The organism is Pectobacterium carotovorum (assembly GCF_900129615.1).
GTDB classification, from domain to species: domain Bacteria; phylum Pseudomonadota; class Gammaproteobacteria; order Enterobacterales; family Enterobacteriaceae; genus Pectobacterium; species Pectobacterium carotovorum.
In genome coordinates this window covers 836613-858611 of record NZ_FQWI01000001.1, presented here as the reverse complement: position 1 = coordinate 858611, position 21999 = coordinate 836613, and the positions used below count along the sequence as shown (strand labels likewise).

Genomic DNA, 21999 nt, shown 5'->3' with positions numbered 1-21999 from the left:
AGTGAGTTATGCCGCCAGCGTATGCTGAGCCATGTTCCCCAGCAGTGAACCGATAAACTCGATGCGCTGCGGACGGTCGCTCAAATCTTTCATGAATTTCAGGCGGGTTGGCCCATCAAGGCGGTAGGTGCCCGGATCGCGCTGTAACAGGCCGATGAGGTGGGAGGGATCGACGCGGTTTTGCTCGCTGAATTCGATAAAACCGCCTTTCTCGTTCCCTTCAATACGGCGAATACCCAGTGCCTGTGCCTGTTGACGCAGGGCGGCAACCTGCAACAGATAGCGGCTTGCATCGGGAAGAAGACCGAAGCGATCGATCAGTTCGACCTTCAACTCATCCAGCTCGGCGGGGGTTTTCGCACTGGCAATACGTTTGTATAACGACAGGCGCGTATTGACGTCGGGGATGAAATCGTCGGGCAGCAGGGCAGGCAAACGCAGTTCGACGTCGGTCTGGCTGTTGATCAGATCTTCCAGCGACGGCTCCCGGCCCGCTTTTAATGCATCGACGGCGCTTTCCAGCAGTTCCATATACAGTGAGAAACCGACGCTGGTCATCTGTCCACTCTGATCGTCCCCGAGCAGTTCACCCGCGCCACGAATTTCCAGATCGTGCGTCGCCAACGCAAAACCGGCACCGAGATCTTCCAATGAGGCGATCGCTTCCAGACGCTTCTGCGCATCGGTGCTCATCGCTTTAGGATTCGGCGTCAGCAGGTAGGCGTAAGCCTGATGGTGGGAACGCCCGACGCGACCGCGCAACTGGTGCAACTGGGCCAAGCCGAAGTGATCGGCACGTTCGATGATAATCGTGTTGGCGCTCGGTATATCGATCCCCGTTTCGATGATCGTGGTACACACCAGCACGTTAAAACGCTGGTGGTGGAAGTCATTCATGACCCGTTCCAGCTCGCGTTCGCGCATCTGACCGTGGCCGATCGCGATGCGTGCTTCCGGCACCAGTTCCGCCAGCCGCTGGGTCGCTTTCTCGATATTTTCGACGTCGTTATAGAGGTAGTACACCTGCCCGCCGCGCAGAATCTCACGCAGAATCGCTTCGCGCACCACCAGATTGTCATATTCGCGCACGAACGTTTTCACCGCTAAACGGCGGGCGGGCGGTGTGGCGATGATCGACAGATCGCGCATCCCGCTCATGGCCATGTTGAGCGTCCGCGGAATCGGCGTGGCGGTCAGCGTCAGGATATCGACATCCGCTCGCATCGCTTTGATGCGCTCTTTGTGACGCACGCCGAAGCGGTGTTCTTCGTCCACAATCAGCAGCCCTAAATCGCGCCAGCGTACGTCGCTCTGCAACAGCTTATGGGTGCCAATCAGAATATCGACTTTGCCTTCCTGCGTTTCCTCCAGCACCTGCGTTTGTTCACGCGCGCTGCGGAAGCGAGAGATCATTTCAATCTTCACCGGCCAATTGGCAAAGCGATCGCGGAAGTTGTCAAAATGCTGCTGCGCCAACAGTGTCGTCGGCACCAGAACGGCAACCTGCTTATGGTTTTCAACGGCTAAAAACGCGGCGCGCATCGCCACTTCGGTTTTCCCAAAGCCGACATCGCCACACACCAGACGATCCATCGCTAGCGGCTGGCACATGTCGCTCAGCACGGCGTTGATGGCCTGCGCCTGATCGGGCGTGGTCTCGAAGGGGAAACTTTCGCAGAAAAGCTGGTACTGCGTTTTGTCATGCTTAAAGGCAAAGCCGCTTTTCGCTGCACGCTGGGCATAAATATCCAGCAGCTCGGCGGCAACATCGCGCACCCTTTCCGCCGCTTTTTGCCGCGCGCGTGACCAGGCATCACCACCCAGTTTATGCAGCGGCGCATTCTCATCGGCACCGCCCGCGTAGCGGCTGATCAAATGCAGCGAGGAGACGGGAACGTACAGCTTGTCTTCACCCGCATAGGTCAAAATCAGGTATTCGGCCTTGATGCCGCCAGCTTCTAACGTAGTCAGACCAGCATAGCGACCAACGCCGTGTTCGAGGTGGACGACGGGCTGCCCCGGCCGCAGTTCCGCCAAATTGCGGATCAGCGTATCGGTATTAATCGTGCGGCGGCTATCCTGACGGCGGCGACTGACGCGTTCACCCAGCAGATCGCTTTCGCAGATCAATGCGCGCTGGCGCAGCGTGTCGATAAAACCGTGTTCGCTGGCACCGATGATCAGGTAAGTGCCACGCTCCTGAGCCTGCTCCAGCGTGTTGATGAGCGTCGGATTCAGTTTGATTCGTGCCAGCAGCTCTTGCAGCGTTTCACGTCGGCCTTCGCTCTCGACGGAGAAAATGACCTGACCGTCGAACTGTTCGATAAAACGGCGTAGCGCATCCAACGGGGATTTTTGCTGGTGCTGAATCGCCAGCTCCGGCAGCGGCAGATAGGCCAGATTCACGTTGGCGGCTTTTTCCGGCAGCGTATCGGTTTTTAACTGCACGCGCGGCCACGCTTTCAGCTCCGTGAACAGACCGTCGACACGCAGCCAGAGTGAATCTGATGGCAACAGTGGCCGCATAGGATCGACACGACGGCTTTCAAAACGCTGCTGAATATCCTGCCAGAAACGCTCGGCGCTCTGTTCGAGATTACCGGTGTTAACGAGCAGCGTGTTGTTCGGGAAGTAGCTGAACAGCGACGGCAGCGGTTCACTGAAAAATAACGGCTGCCAGTATTCGATCCCAGCGGGCCAGACGCCTTTGCTAACCTGCTGATAAATGTGTTCGGCATCGCGCCGCACTTCAAACTGTTCGCGCCACTGGCTGCGGAAAAGTTCGATGGCAGTTTTGTCGGTCGGGAACTCGTGGGCGGGCAACAGATTAATATGCGGCACTTCATTCAGCGTGCGCTGCGTATCCACATCGAACAGGCGCAGGCTGTCGATTTCGTCGTCAAAGAAATCGATACGATAGGGCTCTTCGCTCCCCATCGGGAACAGATCCAGCAGCGCGCCACGCGTGGCATATTCACCGTGTTCCATGACCTGATCGACGCTGCGGTAGCCCGCCTGCTCTAACTGCGAACGCAGCTTATCACGCGAGAGGCGCTGGCCTTTTTTCAACACCAGCGCATGGCCGTGCAGGAAACTGTGCGGACAAACGCGCTGCATCAGCGTGTTGACCGGCAGAATCAGAACGCCACGCGTCATGTTAGGCAATTGATAGAGCGTGGAGAGGCGGGTCGAAATAATTTCCTGATGCGGAGAAAAACTATCGTAGGGCAGCGTTTCCCAGTCAGGTAGCGTGGTGACGTGCTGGTCGGTAAATTGCTGAATTTCATCACGCAATCGCAGAGCGTTTTGCATATCAGGCGCGATAAGCACCACCAGCCCGGCGTGGCGTTCAATGATTTCTGCACATTCAACGGCGCAGGCAGCGCCGGTTAACTGGCCCAGCAGGCGCTGCTCACCCGCTTTGGGCGGCAGCGAATAACGGTAATTTTCAGGCATCATCTGATTATCGGGTCTCGCCTCCCTGCATCCGGCTGGGAATAAGAAAAAGCCGTAGAGTGAGGGTGTTAGGGTTCCATAAAGCAGTACTACCCTTTATTATCCTTGATCACTTTGCTTTGGCAACCTTATCCAGACGGATTTCATGTATCAACCTGTCGCTTTATTTATTGGCCTGCGCTACATGCGTGGGCGTGCATCAGACCGCTTCGGCCGGTTTGTCTCCTGGTTATCCGCTATTGGCATCACGCTGGGCGTGATGGCGCTGGTCACCGTGCTTTCCGTGATGAATGGCTTCGAGCGCGAACTGGAAGGCAATATTCTGGGCGTGATGCCTCAGGCGGTCATCTCTACGCCGCAAGGTTCACTGAACCCGGCATTGATTCCTGCTTCCTCCTTAGACTCGCTGGAAGGCGTAACGCGCGTTGCGCCGCTGACGACGGGCGATGTAGTGCTACAAAGCGCCCGCAGCGTCGCCGTGGGCGTGATGTTAGGCATTGATCCTGACGAGCAGGAGCCGCTGTCACGCTATCTGGTTAACGTCAAACAGCAGCAACTGCAATCCGGTCAATATCAGGCCATTTTGGGCGATAAACTGGCGGCACAGCTGGGAGTTAACGCTGGCGATCAAGTGCGCATGATGGTAACGAGCGCCAGCCAGCTGACGCCGATGGGACGTATCCCCAGCCAGCGTATTTTCACCGTTGCCGGCACCTTTGCTGCCAACAGTGAAGTGGATAGCTACCAACTGTTGGTGAATCAGCAGGATGCCTCACGGCTGATGCGCTATCCGGCGAACCACATTACCGGCTGGCGCTTGTGGCTGGAAAAGCCGCTGTCGGTTGATACGCTGAGCACGCAAACGCTGCCGGAAGGCACAGTCTGGAAAGACTGGCGCGAGCGTAAAGGTGAGCTATTTCAGGCCGTACGCATGGAGAAAAATATGATGGGGCTGTTGCTCAGCCTGATCGTTGCCGTGGCCGCGTTCAATATTATTACCTCGCTGGGTTTACTGGTGATGGAAAAACAGGGAGAAGTCGCCATTCTGCAAACGCAGGGGCTGACTCAACGTCAGATTATGATGGTGTTTATGGTGCAGGGGGGCAGCGCTGGCGTTATTGGCGCGTTGTTAGGGGCATTGCTGGGGACGTTATTGGCCAGCCAACTGAATACGCTGATGCCAATATTGGGCGTATTGCTGGATGGTGCCGCACTGCCGGTGGCGATCGACCCTGTACAGGTCGTGACGATCGCCATTTCCGCGATGGTGATTGCCCTCTTATCGACACTTTACCCGTCATGGCGCGCTGCCGCCGTTCAACCCGCTGAGGCTTTACGTTATGAGTGATTTACCGTTATTGCAGTGTACTAACCTGTCCAAGCGCTACCAGGACGGCAAGCTGTCTACCGACGTGTTACGCGATGTCTCATTTGAAATGAGCAGCGGCGAGATGATGGCAATCGTCGGGAGTTCCGGTTCGGGGAAAAGTACGTTGCTGCATGTGCTGGGCGGGTTGGATACGCCGACGTCAGGTGAGGTTATCTTTAAAGGCCAGCCGTTGAATTCGTTCTCTGCGGCGGCAAAAGCGGATTTACGCAATCGCGAGCTGGGCTTTATTTATCAGTTCCATCATCTGCTGCCGGATTTCACCGCGTTGGAAAACGTAGCGATGCCGTTGCTGATTGGTAAAGTGCCGACGTCACAGGCGCGGGATAAAGCACGCGAAATGCTGGCGGCCGTCGGGCTGGAGGCGCGCAGCCATCACCGTTCGTCTGAGCTGTCCGGCGGTGAGCGGCAACGTGTCGCGATTGCCAGAGCGCTGGTTAACAGCCCGTCGCTGGTGTTGGCGGATGAACCAACGGGTAACCTCGATCAGCGTACGACAGACACCATTTTTGAACTGCTGGGAGAGCTGAATGTCCGGCAGGGCACCGCTTTTCTGGTGGTGACGCATGACCTGCAACTGGCTAGCAGACTGAACCGCCAACTGGAAATGCGCGACGGTCAGTTGCAGCAGGAATTGACCCTGATGGGAGCGCGGCAATGAGATTTCCTCCGCTCTCGTTGCTGATTGGCCTGCGCTTTAGCCGCGGTCGTCGGCGTGGCGGCATGGTTTCGCTGATTTCGGTCATTTCAACGCTTGGGATTGCCCTCGGCGTGGCGGTGTTGATTCTTGGCCTGAGCGCGATGAATGGCTTTGAACGTGAACTGAACAACCGCATTCTGGCCGTGGTGCCGCATGGTGAGATCGCACCGGTCAATCAGCCTTTCGACGGCTGGCAGGACATTCTTCCGAAAATAGAACAGGTTCCCGGCGTTGCCGCCGCCGCGCCTTATATCAATTTCACCGGGCTTCTGGAGAACGGCGCCAAACTTCAGGCGGTCCAGGTAAAAGGCGTCGATCCACAGCAGGAGAAACGTCTTAGTGCGCTGCCCAACTATGTGCTTAATGACGCCTGGCAGCGGTTCCGCGCGGGTGAACAGCAGGTCATTATTGGTCAGGGCGTGGCAAAGGCGCTGAATGTGGTGGAAGGCGACTGGGTCACGGTGATGATCCCGAACAGCGACCCGGAAATGAAGCTGATGCAGCCGAAACGCATCCGGCTGCACGTCAGCGGTATTTTACAGCTGAGCGGCCAACTCGATCACGGCTTAGCGCTGATTCCGTTGGCGGATGCCCAGCAGTATCTGGACATGGGGCAGAGCGTAACGGGGATCGCCATCAAGGCTAACGATGTGTTCTCCGCCAATAAATTGGTGCGCGATGCGGGCGAAGTCACGAATGCCTATGTCACTATTCGCAGTTGGATTGGCACCTATGGTTATATGTATCGGGACATTCAGATGGTGAGAACCATCATGTATCTGGCGATGATCCTAGTGATTGGCGTCGCCTGTTTTAATATTGTTTCAACGCTGGTGATGGCGGTGAAAGACAAAAGTAGCGACATTGCGGTCTTGCGTACGCTGGGAGCCCCAGACGGACTGATTCGGGCTATCTTTATTTGGTACGGGCTATTGGCTGGGCTGCTTGGCAGCGTGATAGGCGCCGTGGTCGGCGTGATCGCGACCTTGCAACTGACGCCGATCATTCAAGGTATTGAGGCACTTATCGGTCATAAACTGCTGTCCGGCGACATCTATTTTATCGATTTCCTGCCATCGGAACTGCATCTGATGGATGTCTTTATCGTATTAGGCACATCGCTGGTGCTGAGCCTGATTGCCAGTTGGTATCCGGCACGGCGCGCCAGCCGGATTGACCCTGCCCGCGTGTTGAGCGGACAGTAAGCCAAGCCAACGCACATGCGGCTTGAGAGATGACGGGGATAGTCCCTATCGTGTGGGAAAGCGATCACACCCTAAGGAGCAGTCATGTACTACGGTTTTGACATGGGCGGCACGAAAATTGAGCTGGGCGTGTTCGACGCGGAGTTGAACAAGGTGTGGCAAAAGCGGGTACCGACGCCGCGTAATAATTATGATGACCTGCTCACCACGCTGGTCGATCTGGTGCATGAGGCCGATGCTCAGGTTGGCATGCAGGGGAAGGTCGGTCTCGGCGTACCGGGCATGGAGACAGGTAACGACGGTGCGCTATTCACCGCTAACCTGCCTGCGACGATGGGAAAACCGCTGCGTACGGATTTGTCGCAGCGTTTGCAGCGAGATATTCGCATCAGTAACGATGCTAACTGCTTTGTGCTGTCGGAAGCCTGGGATGCGGAATTTCGTTCCTATCCTGTCGTGCTGGGCATGATTTTAGGCACGGGGCTGGGCGGTGGTCTGGTGATTAACGGACGTCCGGTTGACGGGCGCAACGGTATCACAGGCGAGTTCGGCCATCTCCGCCTGCCGTCCGACGCACTGGATATCATCGGCGTGGATATTCCCCGCGTGAAGTGCGGTTGCGGTCAATCAGGCTGTATCGAGAATTATATTTCTGGCCGTGGTTTTGAATGGCTGTACGAGCATCTGTATGGCGAAGCGCTGCCTGCCGTGACGATTATCCGGCACTATCGTGGCGGAGAAGAAAAAGCGCAGGAGTTTGTCGATCGCTTTATGGATTTGTTGGCGGCCTGTTTGGGCAATCTGCTGACCCTGTTCGATCCACACCTGCTGGTGTTGGGCGGCGGCCTGTCGAATTTTGATGAAATTTATCAAATTCTGCCGACGCGCCTTCCTTCACGACTTTTACCGATTGCGAAACTGCCACGTATAGAGAAAGCGCGTCATGGCGATGCGGGCGGCGTACGTGGTGCGGCGTTGCTACACTTAATGGATAACTAGCTGGAGAAGGTATGTATACGCGTCAACGATTAGGGCGGTTTCATAAGGGAAAGCGGATGCGGCAACAGCGTCTTCGTGCGCGTATTTTCCATCGTGATTATCTGGCAGCAAGCGAAGTGAAAAAACCGCGCGTGGTGGTACTGACGGGCGCCGGTATTTCCGCGGAATCGGGTATTCGTACCTTTCGCGCAGCCGATGGCCTGTGGGAAGAGCACCGCGTCGAAGATGTCGCGACGCCCGAAGGCTTTCAGCGTAACCCCGAGCTGGTGCAGGAATTTTATAACACCCGTCGTCGTCAGCTACAGCAGCCGGAAATTGTGCCCAACGCCGCACATCTTGCGTTGGCGAATCTGGAAGCGATGTTGGAAGACAATTTCCTGCTGATTACACAAAACATCGATAACCTGCATGAACGTGCTGGTAGCCAGCGCGTGATTCATATGCACGGTGAGCTACTGAAAATCCGCTGTAGCCAAAGTGGGCAGATTTTTGAGTGGACGGACGATCTTGCCGTCGGTGAGCGCTGCCACTGCTGTCAATTTCCCGCGCCGTTACGCCCGCATGTGGTGTGGTTTGGTGAAATGCCGCTGCACATGGACAAGATTTACCATGCGCTGTCGCAGGCGGACTACTTTATTGCGATTGGCACGTCGGGGCATGTCTATCCCGCCGCGGGTTTTGTCCATGAAGCCCATTCGCACGGCGCCTACACGCTGGAACTGAATCTGGAGCCGAGCCAGGTAGAAAGTCAGTTTGATGAAAAAATTTACGGCCCCGCTAGCGCCGTCGTACCCGAGTTTGTCGCTGCCTGGCTGACGCGCGGTCAAAGCATTAAGTTTTAAGCGCCCGCAAAAAGGTTTAAGCGTCCGCAAAAAGAGAAAGCGTCATGAATCGTGTGAAGATGGCGTTTTCTCTTGCCGATCGTTGCCGCAGCAACATTCGTCAAGCTGATCGAATGGCAACATCGCGGCGTGGTTAAAGAAACAATATTCACTCTCGCTACAGTGAGTATGCGAAACGGTTTCTGTCGGCGAGTCCGCTTGCGGATGCGGTGGCCGTGCTCCATGAAATGATAAGGTTCGTCGGAAAAAGCCCAGCATAGCATTACCCTCACGATGTCTTATGAAAGACAAATATGTTAATGAGAGTTATTCTCACTAATGTCAGCTAAGCGTAGTTGATAATCCGACGATGCGGGAATGACAATTGTCAAAAAATATATACTCGTCATACTTCAAGTTGCATGTGCGTTGGCCGCGTTCACTCACCCGAATCACTTACTTGAGTAAGCTCATCGGGATTCCTTCCCTTGCCGCCTTCCTGAAACTTGAATTATTTAGAGTATAATAACTACCGTTTTTCTATCCGCTTGCCATGCCTGAATCAACAAAGGCTTAGATCGATCAGAATGTCCGCCGGGCTTCGGCAGCCAGTTCTTTTAGATAATTCAGATCGCACAATTCCACTTGATGACCCCGATAGGTAATGTGGCCTTGCCGCTTCCAGTCTGACATTAGCCTGCTTAGCGTTTCACTGCGCATCCCTAATGACGTCGCAAGCTGGCCTCGGCTCACCGGTAATGTCAGATGCTGAGTTTGCTGAATGTGGTGCTGCCGCAGCAGATAATCAGCCAGACGCTGTGGCGCGGAGCTGGAGGTCAGCCAGTCGATTTGGTTGATCGTCGAGTAGAGTTTCTTGCCCAGATAGTTGAGCAAACGCAGTGCCAGCTCTGGGCGCTGCAAGCAAAACTGGTGAATATCCTGCCGTGGGATCATCAGCGTGTGGCCATCGCTCTGCGCGCGAATATTCATCGGGAAGCGACCGTGATCCATAAATACAGCGGCAATAGCGACAAATTCTCCGCGTTCAAACTGCCCGAAAATCTTCTCATCGCCGCCATAGGTATGGCGAAAGGCCTGCAATTTTCCTGTTTCAACCAGCAAACAGTGCTGCATTTTGTCGCCTTCGCGAAACAGAATGTCATCCTGCCGGAAAAACAGACGCTCGCTTTTTGCCAGTAGCTCACACACCACGTCGCTGGGTTCACCGCGCATCCAATCATGCTGAAACAGCACTTCGCCGTATTCATCGGGCGATAGCGCTTTTTTGACAAATGTCATTTGCCCTCCCAGAGGCTGGTATTACCATCAAGCTAGTAAATGAAAATAATAATCACTTGCATGAATTCGGCAAGCAAAATCACGGCGCGCTGAATCGAGAATAGCGGAGAGTTTCCATGAAAGAAAATACCCTTCCGGCGGCACAGGCGCTGGTTCTCCATGAATTAATTACCCCAACCGAACACGGTATCGCCAGTCGCGTGTTGGCCCGTACCGACGGCGGCAATGTCACGCTGTTTGCTTTCGATCAGGGACAGGGGTTGAGCGAACACAGTGCGCCTTATGATGCACTGGTTATGGTACTTGAAGGTGAATTATTGCTGACGATCGGTGGCGAACCCGTCGTCGTGCAGCCCGGTACGCTGGTGCGTATGCCAGCCAATATCCCGCATGCCGTTGATGCGCAACAGTCGTCACGTATGTTGCTGACCATGTTGAAGACGCTGAAAACCAACTAAAAGCCACCCCGTTAGGCTCTAAACAGTTGTTGCGATAACACCGAATGAAGGAGTGACAGTATGAGCGATCATGAAGCTGGACATAAATTTTTAGCTCGACTGGGGAAAAAGCGTCTGCGCCCCGGCGGCAGAAAGGCAACTGAGTGGCTGCTCAGTCAGGCCGGATTCCGGCAGGACAGCGTAGTATTGGAAGTCGCCTGCAATATGGGCACCACGGCGATGGAGATTGCGCGTCGATTTGGCTGTCAGGTTATTGGCGCGGATATGGATAAAGTCGCGCTACAGAAGGCGCAGGAAAATGTGGCAGCGAACGGTTTAGCCTCGCAGGTCACGATTATGCAGGCAAATGCGCTGGAACTGCCGTTCCCCGATAATCACTTTGACGTGGTGATTAATGAAGCCATGCTGACGATGTATGCCGACAAAGCCAAGAGCCGCATTATTGCCGAATATTATCGCGTGCTGAAACCGGGTGGCCGCCTGATTACGCACGATATCATGCTGCTTTCCGAGAAGGATACTGGGGCATTGCAGGCGGTGGAGCAGATGCATAAAGCGATCAACGTGCATGCCCAGCCGATGCTGCGCGAGCGCTGGGTGACGCTGTTTCAGGAATGTGGTTTTAGCAAGGTTAGCTACGATAACGGCGCAATGACGCTGCTGACGCCACAGGGGCTGATTTATGATGAAGGGCTAGCGGGTGCGGCGCGTATCGTAAAAAATGCGCTGAAGAAAGAAAACCGCGACATGTTCTTCAACATGTTTCATACCTTCCGCCGCAATCGGAACCAGCTTAACTATATTGCGGTATGCAGTACCAAATAAGGGCGGTATGCGGCACTACGGCGTTTTGACCGTGCTGCGGTAATAAGGAAAATGCGTGTAAGGTAAGCGAAATCGTTTAACATACATGACAATACTTAATGACCGCCGGGTGATATCCCGCTAAAGCACGCTATGCCGTTACCCCATTACAGCCAGCTAAAACAACAGCAGTGCAGACGCGATCGTCGGAGTCTGGCACTGCTGTTGGCGTTTCTCACACTCACGCTGATCGTAAGCCTGTGCGCCGGGGAGCGCTGGATTTGGCCGACGGCCTGGCTGGATGAGGCTCAGCAACTCTTTGTCTGGCAACTGCGTTTGCCCAGAACGCTGGCTGTGATGTTGGTGGGTGCCAGTCTGGCAATGTCGGGCACCGTGATGCAGGCAGTCTTTGATAATCCGCTGGCGGAACCGGGGCTGCTGGGCGTGGCAAACGGCGCAGGCGTGGCCTTAGTGCTGACGGTACTGCTGGGGCAGGGATTGCTGCCCGTCTGGATGTTAAGCTTGAGCGCGATTGCTGGCGCGCTGCTGATTACCTTTCTGTTACTGCATTTTGCCCGTCGGCATATCTCCAATACCCGTTTATTACTCATCGGCATTGCGCTCGGGATTATCTGTAGTGCGGTGATGACCTGGGCCGTCTATTTCAGTACCAGCCTCGATTTACGCCAACTGATGTATTGGATGATGGGCGGCTTCAGCGGCATTGACTGGCGACACGGCTGGTTGATGTTGACACTCTTGCCGCTGTTGCTGTGGTTGAGTCGTCAGGGGGCGGTGTTAAATGGGCTGACGCTGGGTGAGATTCAGGCGCGTCAGTTAGGTATCCCAGTCTATCGCTGGCGCACGATTCTCGTGTTGGTGATGGGCGTGCAGGTCGGCCTGAGCGTGGCGCTGGCCGGTATCATCGCGTTTATTGGTCTGGTGATCCCACACATGTTACGGCTGTGTGGACTGACCGATCAGCGTTATTTATTGACCGGATGTGCATTGGCTGGCGGCGGCGTGTTGCTGCTGGCGGATACGGTCGCGCGTGTTGCGCTAAGTTCAGCCGAGTTGCCGATAGGCGTGGTTACCGCTACGCTGGGATCGCCGTGGTTTATCTGGCTACTATTACGCAATCGGCTGTAGCGAGATGTCTTGTTCTATCCACTCTTGTTGATCACTGAAGGGAGCAAAACGATGAGCACTGAAATCTATACTATTCCGCTGACTACCATCGACGGGAAAGCGACAACGTTTGAAGCGTTTAAAGGGCAGGTGGCTTTAGTCGTCAATGTCGCCTCTCAATGCGGCCTGACTAAACAATACGACGCGTTGGAAAAACTCTACGAAACCTATCGCGACAAAGGTCTGGTCGTGCTGGGATTCCCCTCCAATGAATTTGCAGGGCAGGAACCGGGCTCGGAAGAAGAGATTCAGGAATTCTGCCGTGGGACATTTGGCGTTCAGTTCCCGATGTTCAGCAAAATTGAAGTGAATGGCGAGAACCGTCACCCGCTGTACCAGTTGTTGATTCGTCAGCAACCGGAAGCCAATGGAACCTGGAAAAGTGACTTTTTTGCGCGTTTAGTCAATAAAGGCCGTAAGCCCAAGAATCCAGAAGACATCCTGTGGAACTTCGAAAAATTCCTGGTGGATCGCGAAGGGCAGGTGATTGATCGCTTTGCGCCGGATATGGCACCTGACCATGACACCATCGTGAAAGCGATCGAAGAGGCGTTGGCAAAATAATTGACGCAGCAGACTTCCCCAGTATTACAGCTGTTGCAGGCTAGCGCCTTGCCGCGTTTGTCGCCGACGAATGCGGAGTGTCGTCGTGGTGAATTGCTGCACATCATCGGTCCGAACGGCGCAGGAAAGAGTACCCTGCTGGCAAGAGCGGCTGGCTTACTGGCGGGGGAAGGTGACGTCTATCTGGCCGGCATGCCGCTGTCGCAGTATACGGCAGCGGATCTGGCCGTGCGGCGCGCCTATCTGGCACAGCAGCAACCGCCGCTGGCGCTGATGCCGGTATTCCAGTATTGGCAACGGCATCAACCGCCGCTGGCTCAGGAAGACGCGGTCGAAAAGGTGGTGCATTTTCTGGCAGAACGCCTGATGTTAACCGACAAACTGGCGCGCCCGCTTACGCAGTTGTCGGGAGGCGAGTGGCAGCGCGTTCGGCTGGTGGCGGCGCTGTTGCAGATTTGGCCGACGATCAATCCGCACGCGCGTTTGCTGTTGCTGGATGAACCAACCAATAGTCTGGATGTGGCTCAGCAGGTGGCACTGGATGCGTTACTGAGTGAACTCTGTCGTTTGGGCATCGCCGTCGTAGTTTGCGCACACGATCTGAATCACAGCGCCCACCATGCCGATCGCGTGTGGCTGCTGTCGGCAGGGACTCTGGTGGCGCAGGGCGAAACGGCGGAGGTCATGCTGCCGGACGTGCTGTCTCCTGTGTTCGGTGTCGCGTTTCAGCGGCATGTGGTGGATGGCAGAAACTGGATCATCACGCGCAGCGCCTAGCGCTGCCAGAAAATGGCGTCGTCAGAAAATAGGAAAAATCGCCTTTACTTGCCAGTGACCCCGATTAAACGCTAAATTAATCCAATACCTAGCATTTTCAAACGCTAGAGGACGATGGCCTCGGCGGTTTTATGGTAATCGCGATGATACGTTTACGACATACTTTGATCCTCGCCAGCCTGATTTTGGTCGGCTGTAGCAGTAGTCGGCACAACCCGCCGCCGGATGCGCGTCTGAGCGATTCGATCATGGTGATGGTGCAGCTAAACGATCAACTCGGGCAATGGTACAGAACGCCTTATCGCTATGGCGGGCTGGATCGTAACGGTGTTGATTGTTCAGGCTTCGTCTACCTGACGTTTCGCGATAAGTTTGGCATGCAATTGCCGCGCACCACGGAAGAACAAACTGAACTGGGCGAGCGCGTTGACCGCGATAACCTGTTACCGGGCGATTTGGTCTTTTTCAAAACCGGCAGCGGCAGCAGTGGGCTGCACGTCGGCATTTATGACAAAGACGACCAGTTTATTCATGCCTCCACCAGTCAGGGCGTCATCCGCTCGTCGCTGGATAACGTGTACTGGAAACGGGCGTACTGGCAGGCTCGCCGCATCTGATTCCTTCCTTATTTTGTGTTGTTGACAGCATGGAGCTATCCACTCATGTCCTCTCTGCGTTTATTAATCTCCGACTCTTACGATCCCTGGTTTAATCTGGCCGTTGAGGAGTGCATCTTTCGTCAGATGCCTACCACGCAGCGGGTACTGTTTTTATGGCGCAATGCGGAAACCGTCGTCATTGGGCGCGCCCAGAATCCGTGGAAAGAGTGCAATACGCGGCGGATGGAAGAAGATGGCATCAAGCTGGCACGACGCAGCAGCGGCGGTGGAGCGGTCTTCCACGATCTCGGTAATACCTGCTTTACCTTCATGGCGGGCAAACCGGAATACGATAAAAGCGTCTCAACGCAGATTGTTCTGGATGCACTCAGTTCGCTTGGGTTAAAGGCCAGCGCCTCGGGGCGTAACGATCTGGTGGTGGAAACCGCGGATGGCGTGCGTAAGGTGTCCGGTTCTGCCTATCGCGAAACCAAGGATCGCGGGTTCCATCACGGCACGCTGCTGCTGAACGCAGATCTCAGCCGCTTAGCCGATTATTTGAACCCGGATGTTAAGAAGCTACAGGCAAAAGGAATTACGTCCGTGCGTTCCCGTGTCGCCAATCTGGTGGAATTGCTGCCTTCTGTCGATCATCAGGCTATTTGTCAGGCGGTGACGCAGGCCTTCTTTGATTATTTTGGCGAACAGTGCGAGCCGGAAATTATCTCGCCATCTGCCCACCCGGACCTCCCCGGATTCAGCGAACAGTTTGCGCGTCAAAGTAGCTGGGAATGGAACTTCGGTCAGGCGCCGGATTTCTCGCATTTACTGGATAACCGCTTTATCTGGGGCGGCGTTGAATTACATTTCGATGTGGAGCGCGGCGTGATTGTCCGTGCGCAGATTTATACCGATAGCCTGAATCCCGCGCCGTTAGAAGCACTCGCCTCCGCATTACAGGGAACGGCGTATCGCCCAGAAGCCTTGGCGGCGGCATGTCAGGCGCTGATTACCACCTTCCCCGAACAGCAAAGCGAATTGCAGGAACTGGCTGAGTGGCTGGAGCAGAGCCTGCGCTAGATGTCCTGTTTTTCTCAACGAATCGATGACAAGGAAACGTAAGGGAAATAATACCCCTGCGTTTCCTCCGTGTTAATTTCAGTTCCATCCCTCTACACTTTCTATCTACCCGTTAATTGTTGTGTGGTGAGCGCGTGGCTCTCTTCACCTGAATAGAGTGGTATTAGGGAGACATGATGCAGCAAACACCGTTATTCAAAAATCACTATTTTGACCAACTGCCGGGGTTCTACACTGCGCTACAGCCGACGCCGCTGCATGGCGCTCGCCTGCTTTATCACAGCGAGGGGCTTGCCGCGGAACTCGGTCTGTCGTCTGACTGGTTTACGCCAGAACAGGATGCCGTCTGGAGCGGCGAGCGTTTGTTGCCGGGAATGGCACCGCTGGCGCAGGTTTATAGCGGTCATCAGTTTGGCGTGTGGGCCGGTCAGTTGGGTGACGGGCGTGGCATCCTGCTAGGGGAACAACAACTGGCAGATGGCCGCAGTATGGACTGGCATCTGAAAGGCGCGGGGCTGACGCCATATTCGCGCATGGGCGACGGTCGTGCGGTGCTGCGCTCAGCAATACGCGAATTTCTGGCCTCGGAAGCGATGCACCATCTGGGAATTCCTACCACGCGGGCGCTGACGATTGTTACCAGTACACATCCGGTCCAGCGTGAGCAGGAAGAAAAGGGTGCGATGCTGCTGCGCGTGGCAGAGAGCCATGTGCGCTTTGGTCATTTCGAGCACTTCTACTATCGCCGCGAGCCAGAAAAAGTGCGTCAGTTAGTGGAGTATGTGATCGCCCGCCACTGGCCGCAGTGGGAAAACGACGAGCGTCGTTATGAGCTGTGGTTCGGCGATGTGGTAGAGCGTACTGCCCGTCTGATTACACACTGGCAGGCTGTCGGTTTTGCGCACGGCGTAATGAATACGGACAACATGTCGATTCTGGGACTGACCATCGACTACGGCCCTTATGGCTTTTTAGATGCCTATCAGCCCGATTTCATTTGCAATCACTCCGACCATCGCGGGCGCTACGCGTTTGACAATCAACCCGCCGTGGGGCTGTGGAATTTGCATCGGCTGGCGCAGGCGCTGTCGGGGCTGATGGACACGGAAACGTTGGAACGTGCGCTTGCACGCTACGAACCGGCGCTGATGCAGCACTATGGCACGCTGATGCGCGCTAAGCTGGGCTTATTTACCGCAAGTTCTGAAGATAATGACGTGCTGGTCGGGCTGTTGCGTTTGATGCAGCAAGAAGGCAGCGATTACACCCGCACGTTCCGCCTGCTGGCAGACAGCGAAAAGCAGGCATCGCGCTCGCCACTTCGTGATGAATTCATCGACAGGGCCGCGTTCGATAGCTGGTTTGCGACCTATCGCCAGAGGCTGATGCAGGAAGAGCAGAGCGATGAGGAACGCCGTCGGCTGATGAATGCGACGAACCCGAAATATATTCTGCGTAATTATCTGGCACAAATGGCGATTGAACGGGCGGAAAGTGATGACATCAGTGTGCTGGCGCGTCTGCATCAGGCGCTGTGCCAACCGTTTGATGAACAGCCGGAGAAGAACGACTTAGCGGCGTTACCGCCAGAGTGGGGTAAGCATCTGGAGATTTCCTGCTCCAGTTGAATCGGAGCAGGGGGGACTTGGCTATTGCCGCAGATAAACCTGCGGAATGGTGTAGTCAGGGTGTGAACCGACGCTGAGATCGGCGCGATACCAGTGGGTCAACGTCTCGGCCTGTAGCACTTGCGCAGGCGTGCCTTGTGCGACTAGCTTCCCTTCATGCAGCAGCAGAATGCGGTCGGCATACAGCGCGGCCAGATTCAGGTCGTGCAGGACGCAGCATACGGATAACGGCTGTTCGCGTGTAAGCTGCTTGAGCAGCCGTAAGAGGTGCTGCTGGTGGTAGAGATCCAGCGCCGAAGTCGGTTCATCGAGAAATAACCAACCCGGCGTCGGCTCTGGATGCCACAGCTGCGCCAGCACGCGAGCCAGTTGCACACGCTGTTGCTCCCCGCCGGAAAGCTGACGATAGTCGCGCGTAGCCAGTTCCAGACAGCCCGTTTGCGCCATGACCTGCTGAATAACATCATCATTTTTCGGGTAGCGCCCATGCGGGGAACGCCCCATCGCAACGACATCCCGCACGCTAAACGCAAACGCCATGCCGCTATGTTGACGCATCACCGCACGCGTTTTTGCGAGTGCGCCGGGCTGCCAGTGTGAAAAAGGCTGTCCGGCTAACAGGCACTCGCCTTCATCTGGCGTCAAATAACCGGTCAGTAAGCGGAGCAGGGTAGATTTCCCCGCACCGTTAGGGCCGATAATCGCGACAATTTCCCCACTGTGCAATTCCAGAGAAACGTCATCCGTCAGGTAGCGTCCGTTGGTCTGAAAGCGTAGATGACGTGCGACTAACGTCCGGTCGTACGCTGAGTCAGTCATTTCCCCGTCCTTTATGCTGAACGATCAGCCATAAGAAATATGGCCCGCCAATCAGGCTGCTTAACAACCCAACGGGCATTTCTGCCGGAGAAAGCAGCGTGCGTGCCAGCGTATCGGCAAACAACAGCAGGCAGGCACCGCCGAGGATAGAACCGGGAATGAGCCAGCGATGGTCGGCACCCAGATGCATGCGCATCAGGTGTGGAATGATAAGCCCGATAAACCCGATCACGCCGCTGACCGCCACTGCTACGCCAACCAACAGCGAACTGAGCAGCAGTAGCGTGTACTTGGTGCGTTTCACGTTGACGCCAAGGTAGTGCGCCTCTTCGTCCCCTAATTGCAACACGTTCAGACGGTGCGCGTAGTATAACGTGGCGATCGTGGCAGGGATGACCAACGTGCTGGCAACCAGCAGCATGGGCCACTGTGCCTGTCCAAGGCTCCCCATTCCCCACAGTGAGAACTGGCGCAGTTGCTGATCGGTGCTGATGTAGGTCAACACGCCGATGAGGGCAAGGCACAGTGCATTGAGCGCGATGCCTGCCAGCAATAATCGCGTTAATCCACCCTGTTCGGAGCGGCTGAGGATGAAAATAATCGCCGTAATTGCCAGACTACCCGCGAAAGCGGCAAACATCGGGCCGTAAAGCGCCAGCAGCGGGGGAAGGCCAAGCGGCAGCACAATGGTTAGCGCGACGCAGAGTGCGGCACCGCTGCTGATCCCAAGCAGGCCAGGATCGGCGAGCGGATTGCGAAATAACCCCTGCATAATCGCGCCGGAACAGGCCAGCGCGCCGCCGACGAGGATCGCCAGCAGCACACGGGGTACGCGGATATTCAACCAGATATGCCAGATTGGATCGTCAAGCGGCGTTTGCCATAACATCTTGAGCGATAGGGTCAGCGCGCCCATGTTGGCGGCACCGACCATCAGTGCCACCATCAGTAACAGCAGTGCGATCAACCACGTGCGCGGGTGAAAGCGTGACGTCATTTGATCGCTTCGGCTGTCTGACGCAGCGTCGCCATCAGCGCTGGCGTTTCGAGCGTGAAGCCCAGCATCGCCATGTCATCGACCACTAACAGACGCTTGTTTTTACCCGCAGGCGTCAATGCCAAACCGGGTAATTTCCAGACCTGTGCTTCACCACCCAACGTTTTCAGCCCCTGACTGGATATCAGAATCAGATCCGGCGCACTGGCAATCACGCCTTCCTGTGACAATGGCTGGTAGCGCTCAACGTTTTGCATGGCATTTTTTAATCCGGCACTGCGGATAATCGTGTCTGGCGGACTATTTTTACCCGCAGCCAGTGCGGTCATGCCGCCGTGGCTGAGAACGAACAGCACGTTAACCGGCAGCGGTGAGGTTTTGACTGCTGCCAGTTGCTGCTGATAAGTTTCCGTCAGTTTTTTACCTTCTGCGTCTTTTCCTAGCGTCTGAGCAATGGCCCCGATTTTCTTCGGCACCGCATCTAGCGATGGCTCGGCGGTTACATGAACCACTTTTGTGCCGCTGTCCGCTACCTGCTGCAGGATGAGCGATGGCTGGGACAGATCGCTGGCGAGAACCAGTGACGGTTTCATGGCCAGAATACCTTCCGCGTTGAGGTGGCGCATGTAGCCCACGTCAGGCAGTTTCTTCACGGCTTCCGGGTGCAGACTGGTGCTATCACGCGCAACCAGATCTTTCTCCGCGCCCAGCGCATAGATGATTTCCGTGACGTCGCCGCCGATAGAAACGATACGTTCGGCAGCAGACACCCCCAGCGGGAGTGTCAATAGCAGGGGGAATAGCCAGTTTTTCATGCGGCGAGATCCTTATGCGGTTTCAGGGCATCGATCTGGTCGCGCCACTGCTGTTGTTCCGGCGTGCCTTCGGTACGTTGCCCAAAGAGTTGTGCAATTTGAGAGCCGTCTGCGGCATAGAGTTCGAGGCTGGTCACAATACCGTCGGCTGTCGGTTTACGCGTGATCCAACTTTCAGCGATCGCGCCTTCGATCAGATGCAGGGTGAAATCTTTATTAAAGATGTTAATCCATTCCGCATGCTGCTCCATACGCTCTACACGCTCAAGCGTACCGGTGAAGATTTGCACACAGCCACGGTTACCGACAAATACCATGATCTCGTTCTGATCTTCACGCGCGGCAAACAGAATCTGTGACAGCGCATCGTTTTCTACACGGTAGGCCAGATCGTCAGCGACCGAGTTAAACGCCTGCTGACGCGTCAGGTTATAGCGCTTGAGCAAAATGAAGAAATCATGCACATCCGTCATCGCACGCCAGTCTGCTTCAAGCTGAGGATTATGGGCAACGATCGGCTCGGCTGCTACGCTGTTTGCTGGACGAAGTGCCAACGCGGGGTTGTCGCTGCTGGTAAATTTCTCAACAAATAGCTGCCAGGCGTCCATGTCTGTGGTGTCGGTCGTGTAGACCTTCAGAATGGCATCACCTTGATGATCGAAAAATTGAATGCTCTGGCGCTCACCGCGTGCGGTATTTTCACGCAGCGCAAAGGCGGAAGCCCATTGAGAAAGGAACAAACGCAGATCTAACTCGCGCGGGTTGAGGATAAGACCAGCGTGCCCATCAAGCGTCTGGTTTTGATAGTAACCGGTATGCTCATGCACAGCGTATTCGTTGCGCGTGATCGACTTGGTATTACCAACCTGTTCCAGTGCACTGAGCCAAACTTTGGCATCACCCTGTAGACGCTGTGCATCGTGTCCGACGCGGGCGTGCGTCAATTCCGCTTCGCTGATGCCGAGTTGTGCAGCCAGATCGCGGGCGTATTTGCGCGGATGTTCTACTTTAGCCTGGAGGTATTGTTGGTAAATGGACGTCTGCATCTCGTTCCCTTAATCGTTGTCGTGTTGATTATAGCAATGAATGATAATCATTTTCATGTAACAAAAACGCAACCTCAAGTGAAGTTTTCTTAATAAGTGGAATAAGAGGAATCGTAAGAGGTATTTACGTGCTGCGAGATAGCGAGATGGGCGGCGGGAAAGCAGGAAAATGGCTGACACACTACCGGGGAAGGTGAGTGTGCCAGCGTATATCGGATTAAAAACGACTGTCGACGGCGTCTGTCAGACGTGCCAGCAGCGTTTCGGTATCCTGCCAGCTCAGGCACGGATCGGTAATGGATTGCCCATACGTCAATGCCAGAGGATTGATCGCCGGCTGGTTGCCTTCGATTAAGAAACTTTCCGCCATGATGCCCGCAATGGCGCGTGAACCCGCGCGAATTTGCTGGCAGATGTCATTGGCAACGTCGAGCTGACGGCGGTGCTGTTTCTGACAGTTGGCGTGACTAAAATCGATCACCAGATGTTCGGGCAGCGAGAATTCACGCAGATGATCGCAGGCGGCGGCGATATCTTCCGCGCGGTAGTTCGGTTTTTTCCCGCCACGCATAATAATGTGGCCAAACGGGTTGCCCTGCGTTTTGTAGACCGACATGAAGCCCTGCTTATCCGGCGAGAGAAACATATGCTGGGCGCGAGCGGCACGAATGGCATCGACGGCGATACGTGTATTACCGTCCGTCCCGTTCTTGAAGCCAACAGGGCAGGATAGCGCTGAGGCCATTTCCCGGTGGATCTGGCTTTCGGTAGTTCTCGCGCCAATCGCGCCCCAGCTAATCAGGTCGGCGATATATTGGCCAGTGACCATATCGAGGAATTCCGTCGCGGTCGGCAATCCAAGCTGGTTGACGTCCAGCAGCAGGCGGCGTGCAATTTCCAGCCCTTCATTCACCTGGAAGGTTCCATTGAGCGCGGGATCGGAAATGAGTCCCTTCCAGCCCACCACCGTGCGCGGTTTTTCAAAATAGGTGCGCATGACGACTTCCAGTCGATCCTGATACTGCGTGCGTAGTGCAGCCAGACGGCGCGCATAATCTAACGCGCTATCGGTGTCATGGATGGAACACGGACCAACCACGACGAGTAAACGAGGATCTTGACCCGTTAGAATGGCTTCAATTTTCTTGCGTGACGAGGTGACATTTTCGGCAACGGCAGGGGTAATCGGGAGTCTGGCGAGTAGCGTTTGAGGCGTAACCAGACTCTCGATGCGCGCGCTCCGCAGTTCATCTGTTTGCAGCATGTTTTATCTCTGAATACGGTCAAGCCGAAAACCTGTCTTCACCGAAATGCATGGACATGACAGTGTTTCCAGACAGCGTTTTCAGGCTATGTT

20 protein-coding genes are annotated in these 21999 nt (G+C 55.3%); 13 read left to right on the top strand and 7 right to left on the bottom strand.

Features of this window, described 5'->3' with window-relative positions:
- Positions 1 to 6: 6 nt before the first annotated feature.
- Entirely contained in the window at positions 7 to 3459 is a 3453-nt protein-coding gene (gene mfd / locus BUB06_RS03760) for a transcription-repair coupling factor (RefSeq protein ID WP_175552148.1), read from the bottom strand.
- 142 nt (positions 3460 to 3601) lie between these two features.
- Between mfd and lolC the strand changes: the two genes are divergently transcribed.
- The 5 genes from lolC (at position 3602) to cobB (ending at position 8589) form a co-directional block, all read left to right on the top strand.
- Entirely contained in the window at positions 3602 to 4804 is a 1203-nt protein-coding gene (gene lolC / locus BUB06_RS03755; RefSeq protein WP_039471574.1) for a lipoprotein-releasing ABC transporter permease subunit LolC, read from the top strand.
- On the top strand, positions 4797 to 5504 hold the full coding sequence (gene lolD / locus BUB06_RS03750; protein ID WP_010297717.1) for a lipoprotein-releasing ABC transporter ATP-binding protein LolD: 708 nt from the start codon (positions 4797 to 4799) through the stop codon (positions 5502 to 5504). Before lolC ends, lolD begins: the two co-directional genes overlap by 8 nt.
- Positions 5501 to 6748 carry a lipoprotein-releasing ABC transporter permease subunit LolE gene (gene lolE, locus BUB06_RS03745; RefSeq protein WP_010297721.1) on the top strand — a complete coding sequence of 416 codons (1248 nt, stop codon included), beginning with the start codon at positions 5501 to 5503 and terminating at the stop codon, positions 6746 to 6748. The genes lolD and lolE overlap by 4 nt, the downstream gene beginning before the upstream one ends.
- Before the next feature lie 84 nt (positions 6749 to 6832).
- Complete coding sequence (gene nagK / locus BUB06_RS03740) at positions 6833 to 7747, top strand: N-acetylglucosamine kinase (protein ID WP_039471576.1); 915 nt, start codon at positions 6833 to 6835, stop codon at positions 7745 to 7747.
- Between the two features lie 11 nt (positions 7748 to 7758).
- A complete protein-coding gene (gene cobB, locus BUB06_RS03735) occupies positions 7759 to 8589 on the top strand; it encodes a Sir2 family NAD+-dependent deacetylase (RefSeq protein ID WP_029367843.1) in 831 nt (276 codons plus the stop codon).
- A gap of 561 nt (positions 8590 to 9150) precedes the next feature.
- Here cobB and BUB06_RS03725 read toward each other — a convergent pair.
- Positions 9151 to 9867, bottom strand: coding sequence for a Crp/Fnr family transcriptional regulator (locus BUB06_RS03725; RefSeq protein ID WP_039471579.1), 717 nt, complete (start codon positions 9865 to 9867; stop codon positions 9151 to 9153).
- A gap of 116 nt (positions 9868 to 9983) precedes the next feature.
- Here BUB06_RS03725 and BUB06_RS03720 point away from each other — a divergent pair, with 116 nt between their 5' ends.
- From BUB06_RS03720 to BUB06_RS03685, 8 genes are all read left to right on the top strand, one after another.
- The gene (locus BUB06_RS03720) at positions 9984 to 10325 is read left to right on the top strand and encodes a cupin domain-containing protein (protein WP_039471581.1); all 342 of its coding nucleotides are present in this window, start codon (positions 9984 to 9986) and stop codon (positions 10323 to 10325) included.
- 60 nt (positions 10326 to 10385) lie between these two features.
- The gene (locus tag BUB06_RS03715) at positions 10386 to 11150 is read left to right on the top strand and encodes a class I SAM-dependent methyltransferase (RefSeq protein WP_039471582.1); all 765 of its coding nucleotides are present in this window, start codon (positions 10386 to 10388) and stop codon (positions 11148 to 11150) included.
- 132 nt (positions 11151 to 11282) lie between these two features.
- Positions 11283 to 12278 carry a vitamin B12 ABC transporter permease BtuC gene (btuC, locus tag BUB06_RS03710; RefSeq protein WP_048329268.1) on the top strand — a complete coding sequence of 332 codons (996 nt, stop codon included), beginning with the start codon at positions 11283 to 11285 and terminating at the stop codon, positions 12276 to 12278.
- A gap of 51 nt (positions 12279 to 12329) precedes the next feature.
- Positions 12330 to 12881 carry a glutathione peroxidase gene (locus tag BUB06_RS03705; RefSeq protein ID WP_010297746.1) on the top strand — a complete coding sequence of 184 codons (552 nt, stop codon included), beginning with the start codon at positions 12330 to 12332 and terminating at the stop codon, positions 12879 to 12881.
- Positions 12882 to 13658, top strand: coding sequence for a vitamin B12 ABC transporter ATP-binding protein BtuD (gene btuD, locus BUB06_RS03700; RefSeq protein ID WP_039471586.1), 777 nt, complete (start codon positions 12882 to 12884; stop codon positions 13656 to 13658).
- 143 nt (positions 13659 to 13801) lie between these two features.
- Positions 13802 to 14275, top strand: coding sequence for an NlpC/P60 family protein (locus tag BUB06_RS03695; RefSeq protein WP_080726767.1), 474 nt, complete (start codon positions 13802 to 13804; stop codon positions 14273 to 14275).
- A gap of 45 nt (positions 14276 to 14320) precedes the next feature.
- A complete protein-coding gene (locus BUB06_RS03690) occupies positions 14321 to 15337 on the top strand; it encodes a lipoate--protein ligase (RefSeq protein ID WP_039471588.1) in 1017 nt (338 codons plus the stop codon).
- 176 nt (positions 15338 to 15513) lie between these two features.
- Entirely contained in the window at positions 15514 to 16965 is a 1452-nt protein-coding gene (locus BUB06_RS03685; RefSeq protein ID WP_039471590.1) for a protein adenylyltransferase SelO, read from the top strand.
- Positions 16966 to 16986: 21 nt separating this feature from the next.
- On the opposite strand, the gene BUB06_RS03680 is transcribed toward BUB06_RS03685, so the two are convergent.
- The 5 genes from BUB06_RS03680 to BUB06_RS03660 all read right to left on the bottom strand — a co-directional run bounded on the left by BUB06_RS03680 (position 16987) and on the right by BUB06_RS03660 (position 21906).
- Positions 16987 to 17784 (bottom strand): heme ABC transporter ATP-binding protein, encoded by a 798-nt coding sequence (locus BUB06_RS03680; protein WP_039471592.1) that lies wholly within the window; start codon positions 17782 to 17784, stop codon positions 16987 to 16989.
- Entirely contained in the window at positions 17777 to 18781 is a 1005-nt protein-coding gene (locus BUB06_RS03675; RefSeq protein WP_010297764.1) for a FecCD family ABC transporter permease, read from the bottom strand. Before BUB06_RS03675 ends, BUB06_RS03680 begins: the two co-directional genes overlap by 8 nt.
- A complete protein-coding gene (locus BUB06_RS03670; protein ID WP_010276318.1) occupies positions 18778 to 19596 on the bottom strand; it encodes a heme/hemin ABC transporter substrate-binding protein in 819 nt (272 codons plus the stop codon). The genes BUB06_RS03675 and BUB06_RS03670 overlap by 4 nt, the downstream gene beginning before the upstream one ends.
- A complete protein-coding gene (locus BUB06_RS03665; protein WP_010297768.1) occupies positions 19593 to 20642 on the bottom strand; it encodes a hemin-degrading factor in 1050 nt (349 codons plus the stop codon). The genes BUB06_RS03670 and BUB06_RS03665 overlap by 4 nt, the downstream gene beginning before the upstream one ends.
- A gap of 217 nt (positions 20643 to 20859) precedes the next feature.
- The gene (locus tag BUB06_RS03660; protein WP_039471594.1) at positions 20860 to 21906 is read right to left on the bottom strand and encodes a 3-deoxy-7-phosphoheptulonate synthase; all 1047 of its coding nucleotides are present in this window, start codon (positions 21904 to 21906) and stop codon (positions 20860 to 20862) included.
- Positions 21907 to 21999: the final 93 nt, after the last annotated feature.

Bases quoted from the DNA above. Each gene is read 5' to 3' on its own strand.
- mfd (WP_175552148.1), bottom strand. From the start codon at position 3,459: ATGATGCCTGAAAATTACCGTTATTCGCTGCCGCCCAAAGCGGGTGAG.
- lolC (WP_039471574.1), top strand. From the start codon at position 3,602: ATGTATCAACCTGTCGCTTTATTTATTGGCCTGCGCTACATGCGTGGG.
- lolD (WP_010297717.1), top strand. From the start codon at position 4,797: ATGAGTGATTTACCGTTATTGCAGTGTACTAACCTGTCCAAGCGCTAC.
- lolE (WP_010297721.1), top strand. From the start codon at position 5,501: ATGAGATTTCCTCCGCTCTCGTTGCTGATTGGCCTGCGCTTTAGCCGC.
- nagK (WP_039471576.1), top strand. From the start codon at position 6,833: ATGTACTACGGTTTTGACATGGGCGGCACGAAAATTGAGCTGGGCGTG.
- cobB (WP_029367843.1), top strand. From the start codon at position 7,759: ATGTATACGCGTCAACGATTAGGGCGGTTTCATAAGGGAAAGCGGATG.
- BUB06_RS03725 (WP_039471579.1), bottom strand. From the start codon at position 9,867: ATGACATTTGTCAAAAAAGCGCTATCGCCCGATGAATACGGCGAAGTG.
- BUB06_RS03720 (WP_039471581.1), top strand. From the start codon at position 9,984: ATGAAAGAAAATACCCTTCCGGCGGCACAGGCGCTGGTTCTCCATGAA.
- BUB06_RS03715 (WP_039471582.1), top strand. From the start codon at position 10,386: ATGAGCGATCATGAAGCTGGACATAAATTTTTAGCTCGACTGGGGAAA.
- btuC (WP_048329268.1), top strand. From the start codon at position 11,283: ATGCCGTTACCCCATTACAGCCAGCTAAAACAACAGCAGTGCAGACGC.
- BUB06_RS03705 (WP_010297746.1), top strand. From the start codon at position 12,330: ATGAGCACTGAAATCTATACTATTCCGCTGACTACCATCGACGGGAAA.
- BUB06_RS03695 (WP_080726767.1), top strand. From the start codon at position 13,802: ATGATACGTTTACGACATACTTTGATCCTCGCCAGCCTGATTTTGGTC.
- BUB06_RS03690 (WP_039471588.1), top strand. From the start codon at position 14,321: ATGTCCTCTCTGCGTTTATTAATCTCCGACTCTTACGATCCCTGGTTT.
- BUB06_RS03685 (WP_039471590.1), top strand. From the start codon at position 15,514: ATGCAGCAAACACCGTTATTCAAAAATCACTATTTTGACCAACTGCCG.
- BUB06_RS03680 (WP_039471592.1), bottom strand. From the start codon at position 17,784: ATGACTGACTCAGCGTACGACCGGACGTTAGTCGCACGTCATCTACGC.
- BUB06_RS03675 (WP_010297764.1), bottom strand. From the start codon at position 18,781: ATGACGTCACGCTTTCACCCGCGCACGTGGTTGATCGCACTGCTGTTA.
- BUB06_RS03670 (WP_010276318.1), bottom strand. From the start codon at position 19,596: ATGAAAAACTGGCTATTCCCCCTGCTATTGACACTCCCGCTGGGGGTG.
- BUB06_RS03665 (WP_010297768.1), bottom strand. From the start codon at position 20,642: ATGCAGACGTCCATTTACCAACAATACCTCCAGGCTAAAGTAGAACAT.
- BUB06_RS03660 (WP_039471594.1), bottom strand. From the start codon at position 21,906: ATGCTGCAAACAGATGAACTGCGGAGCGCGCGCATCGAGAGTCTGGTT.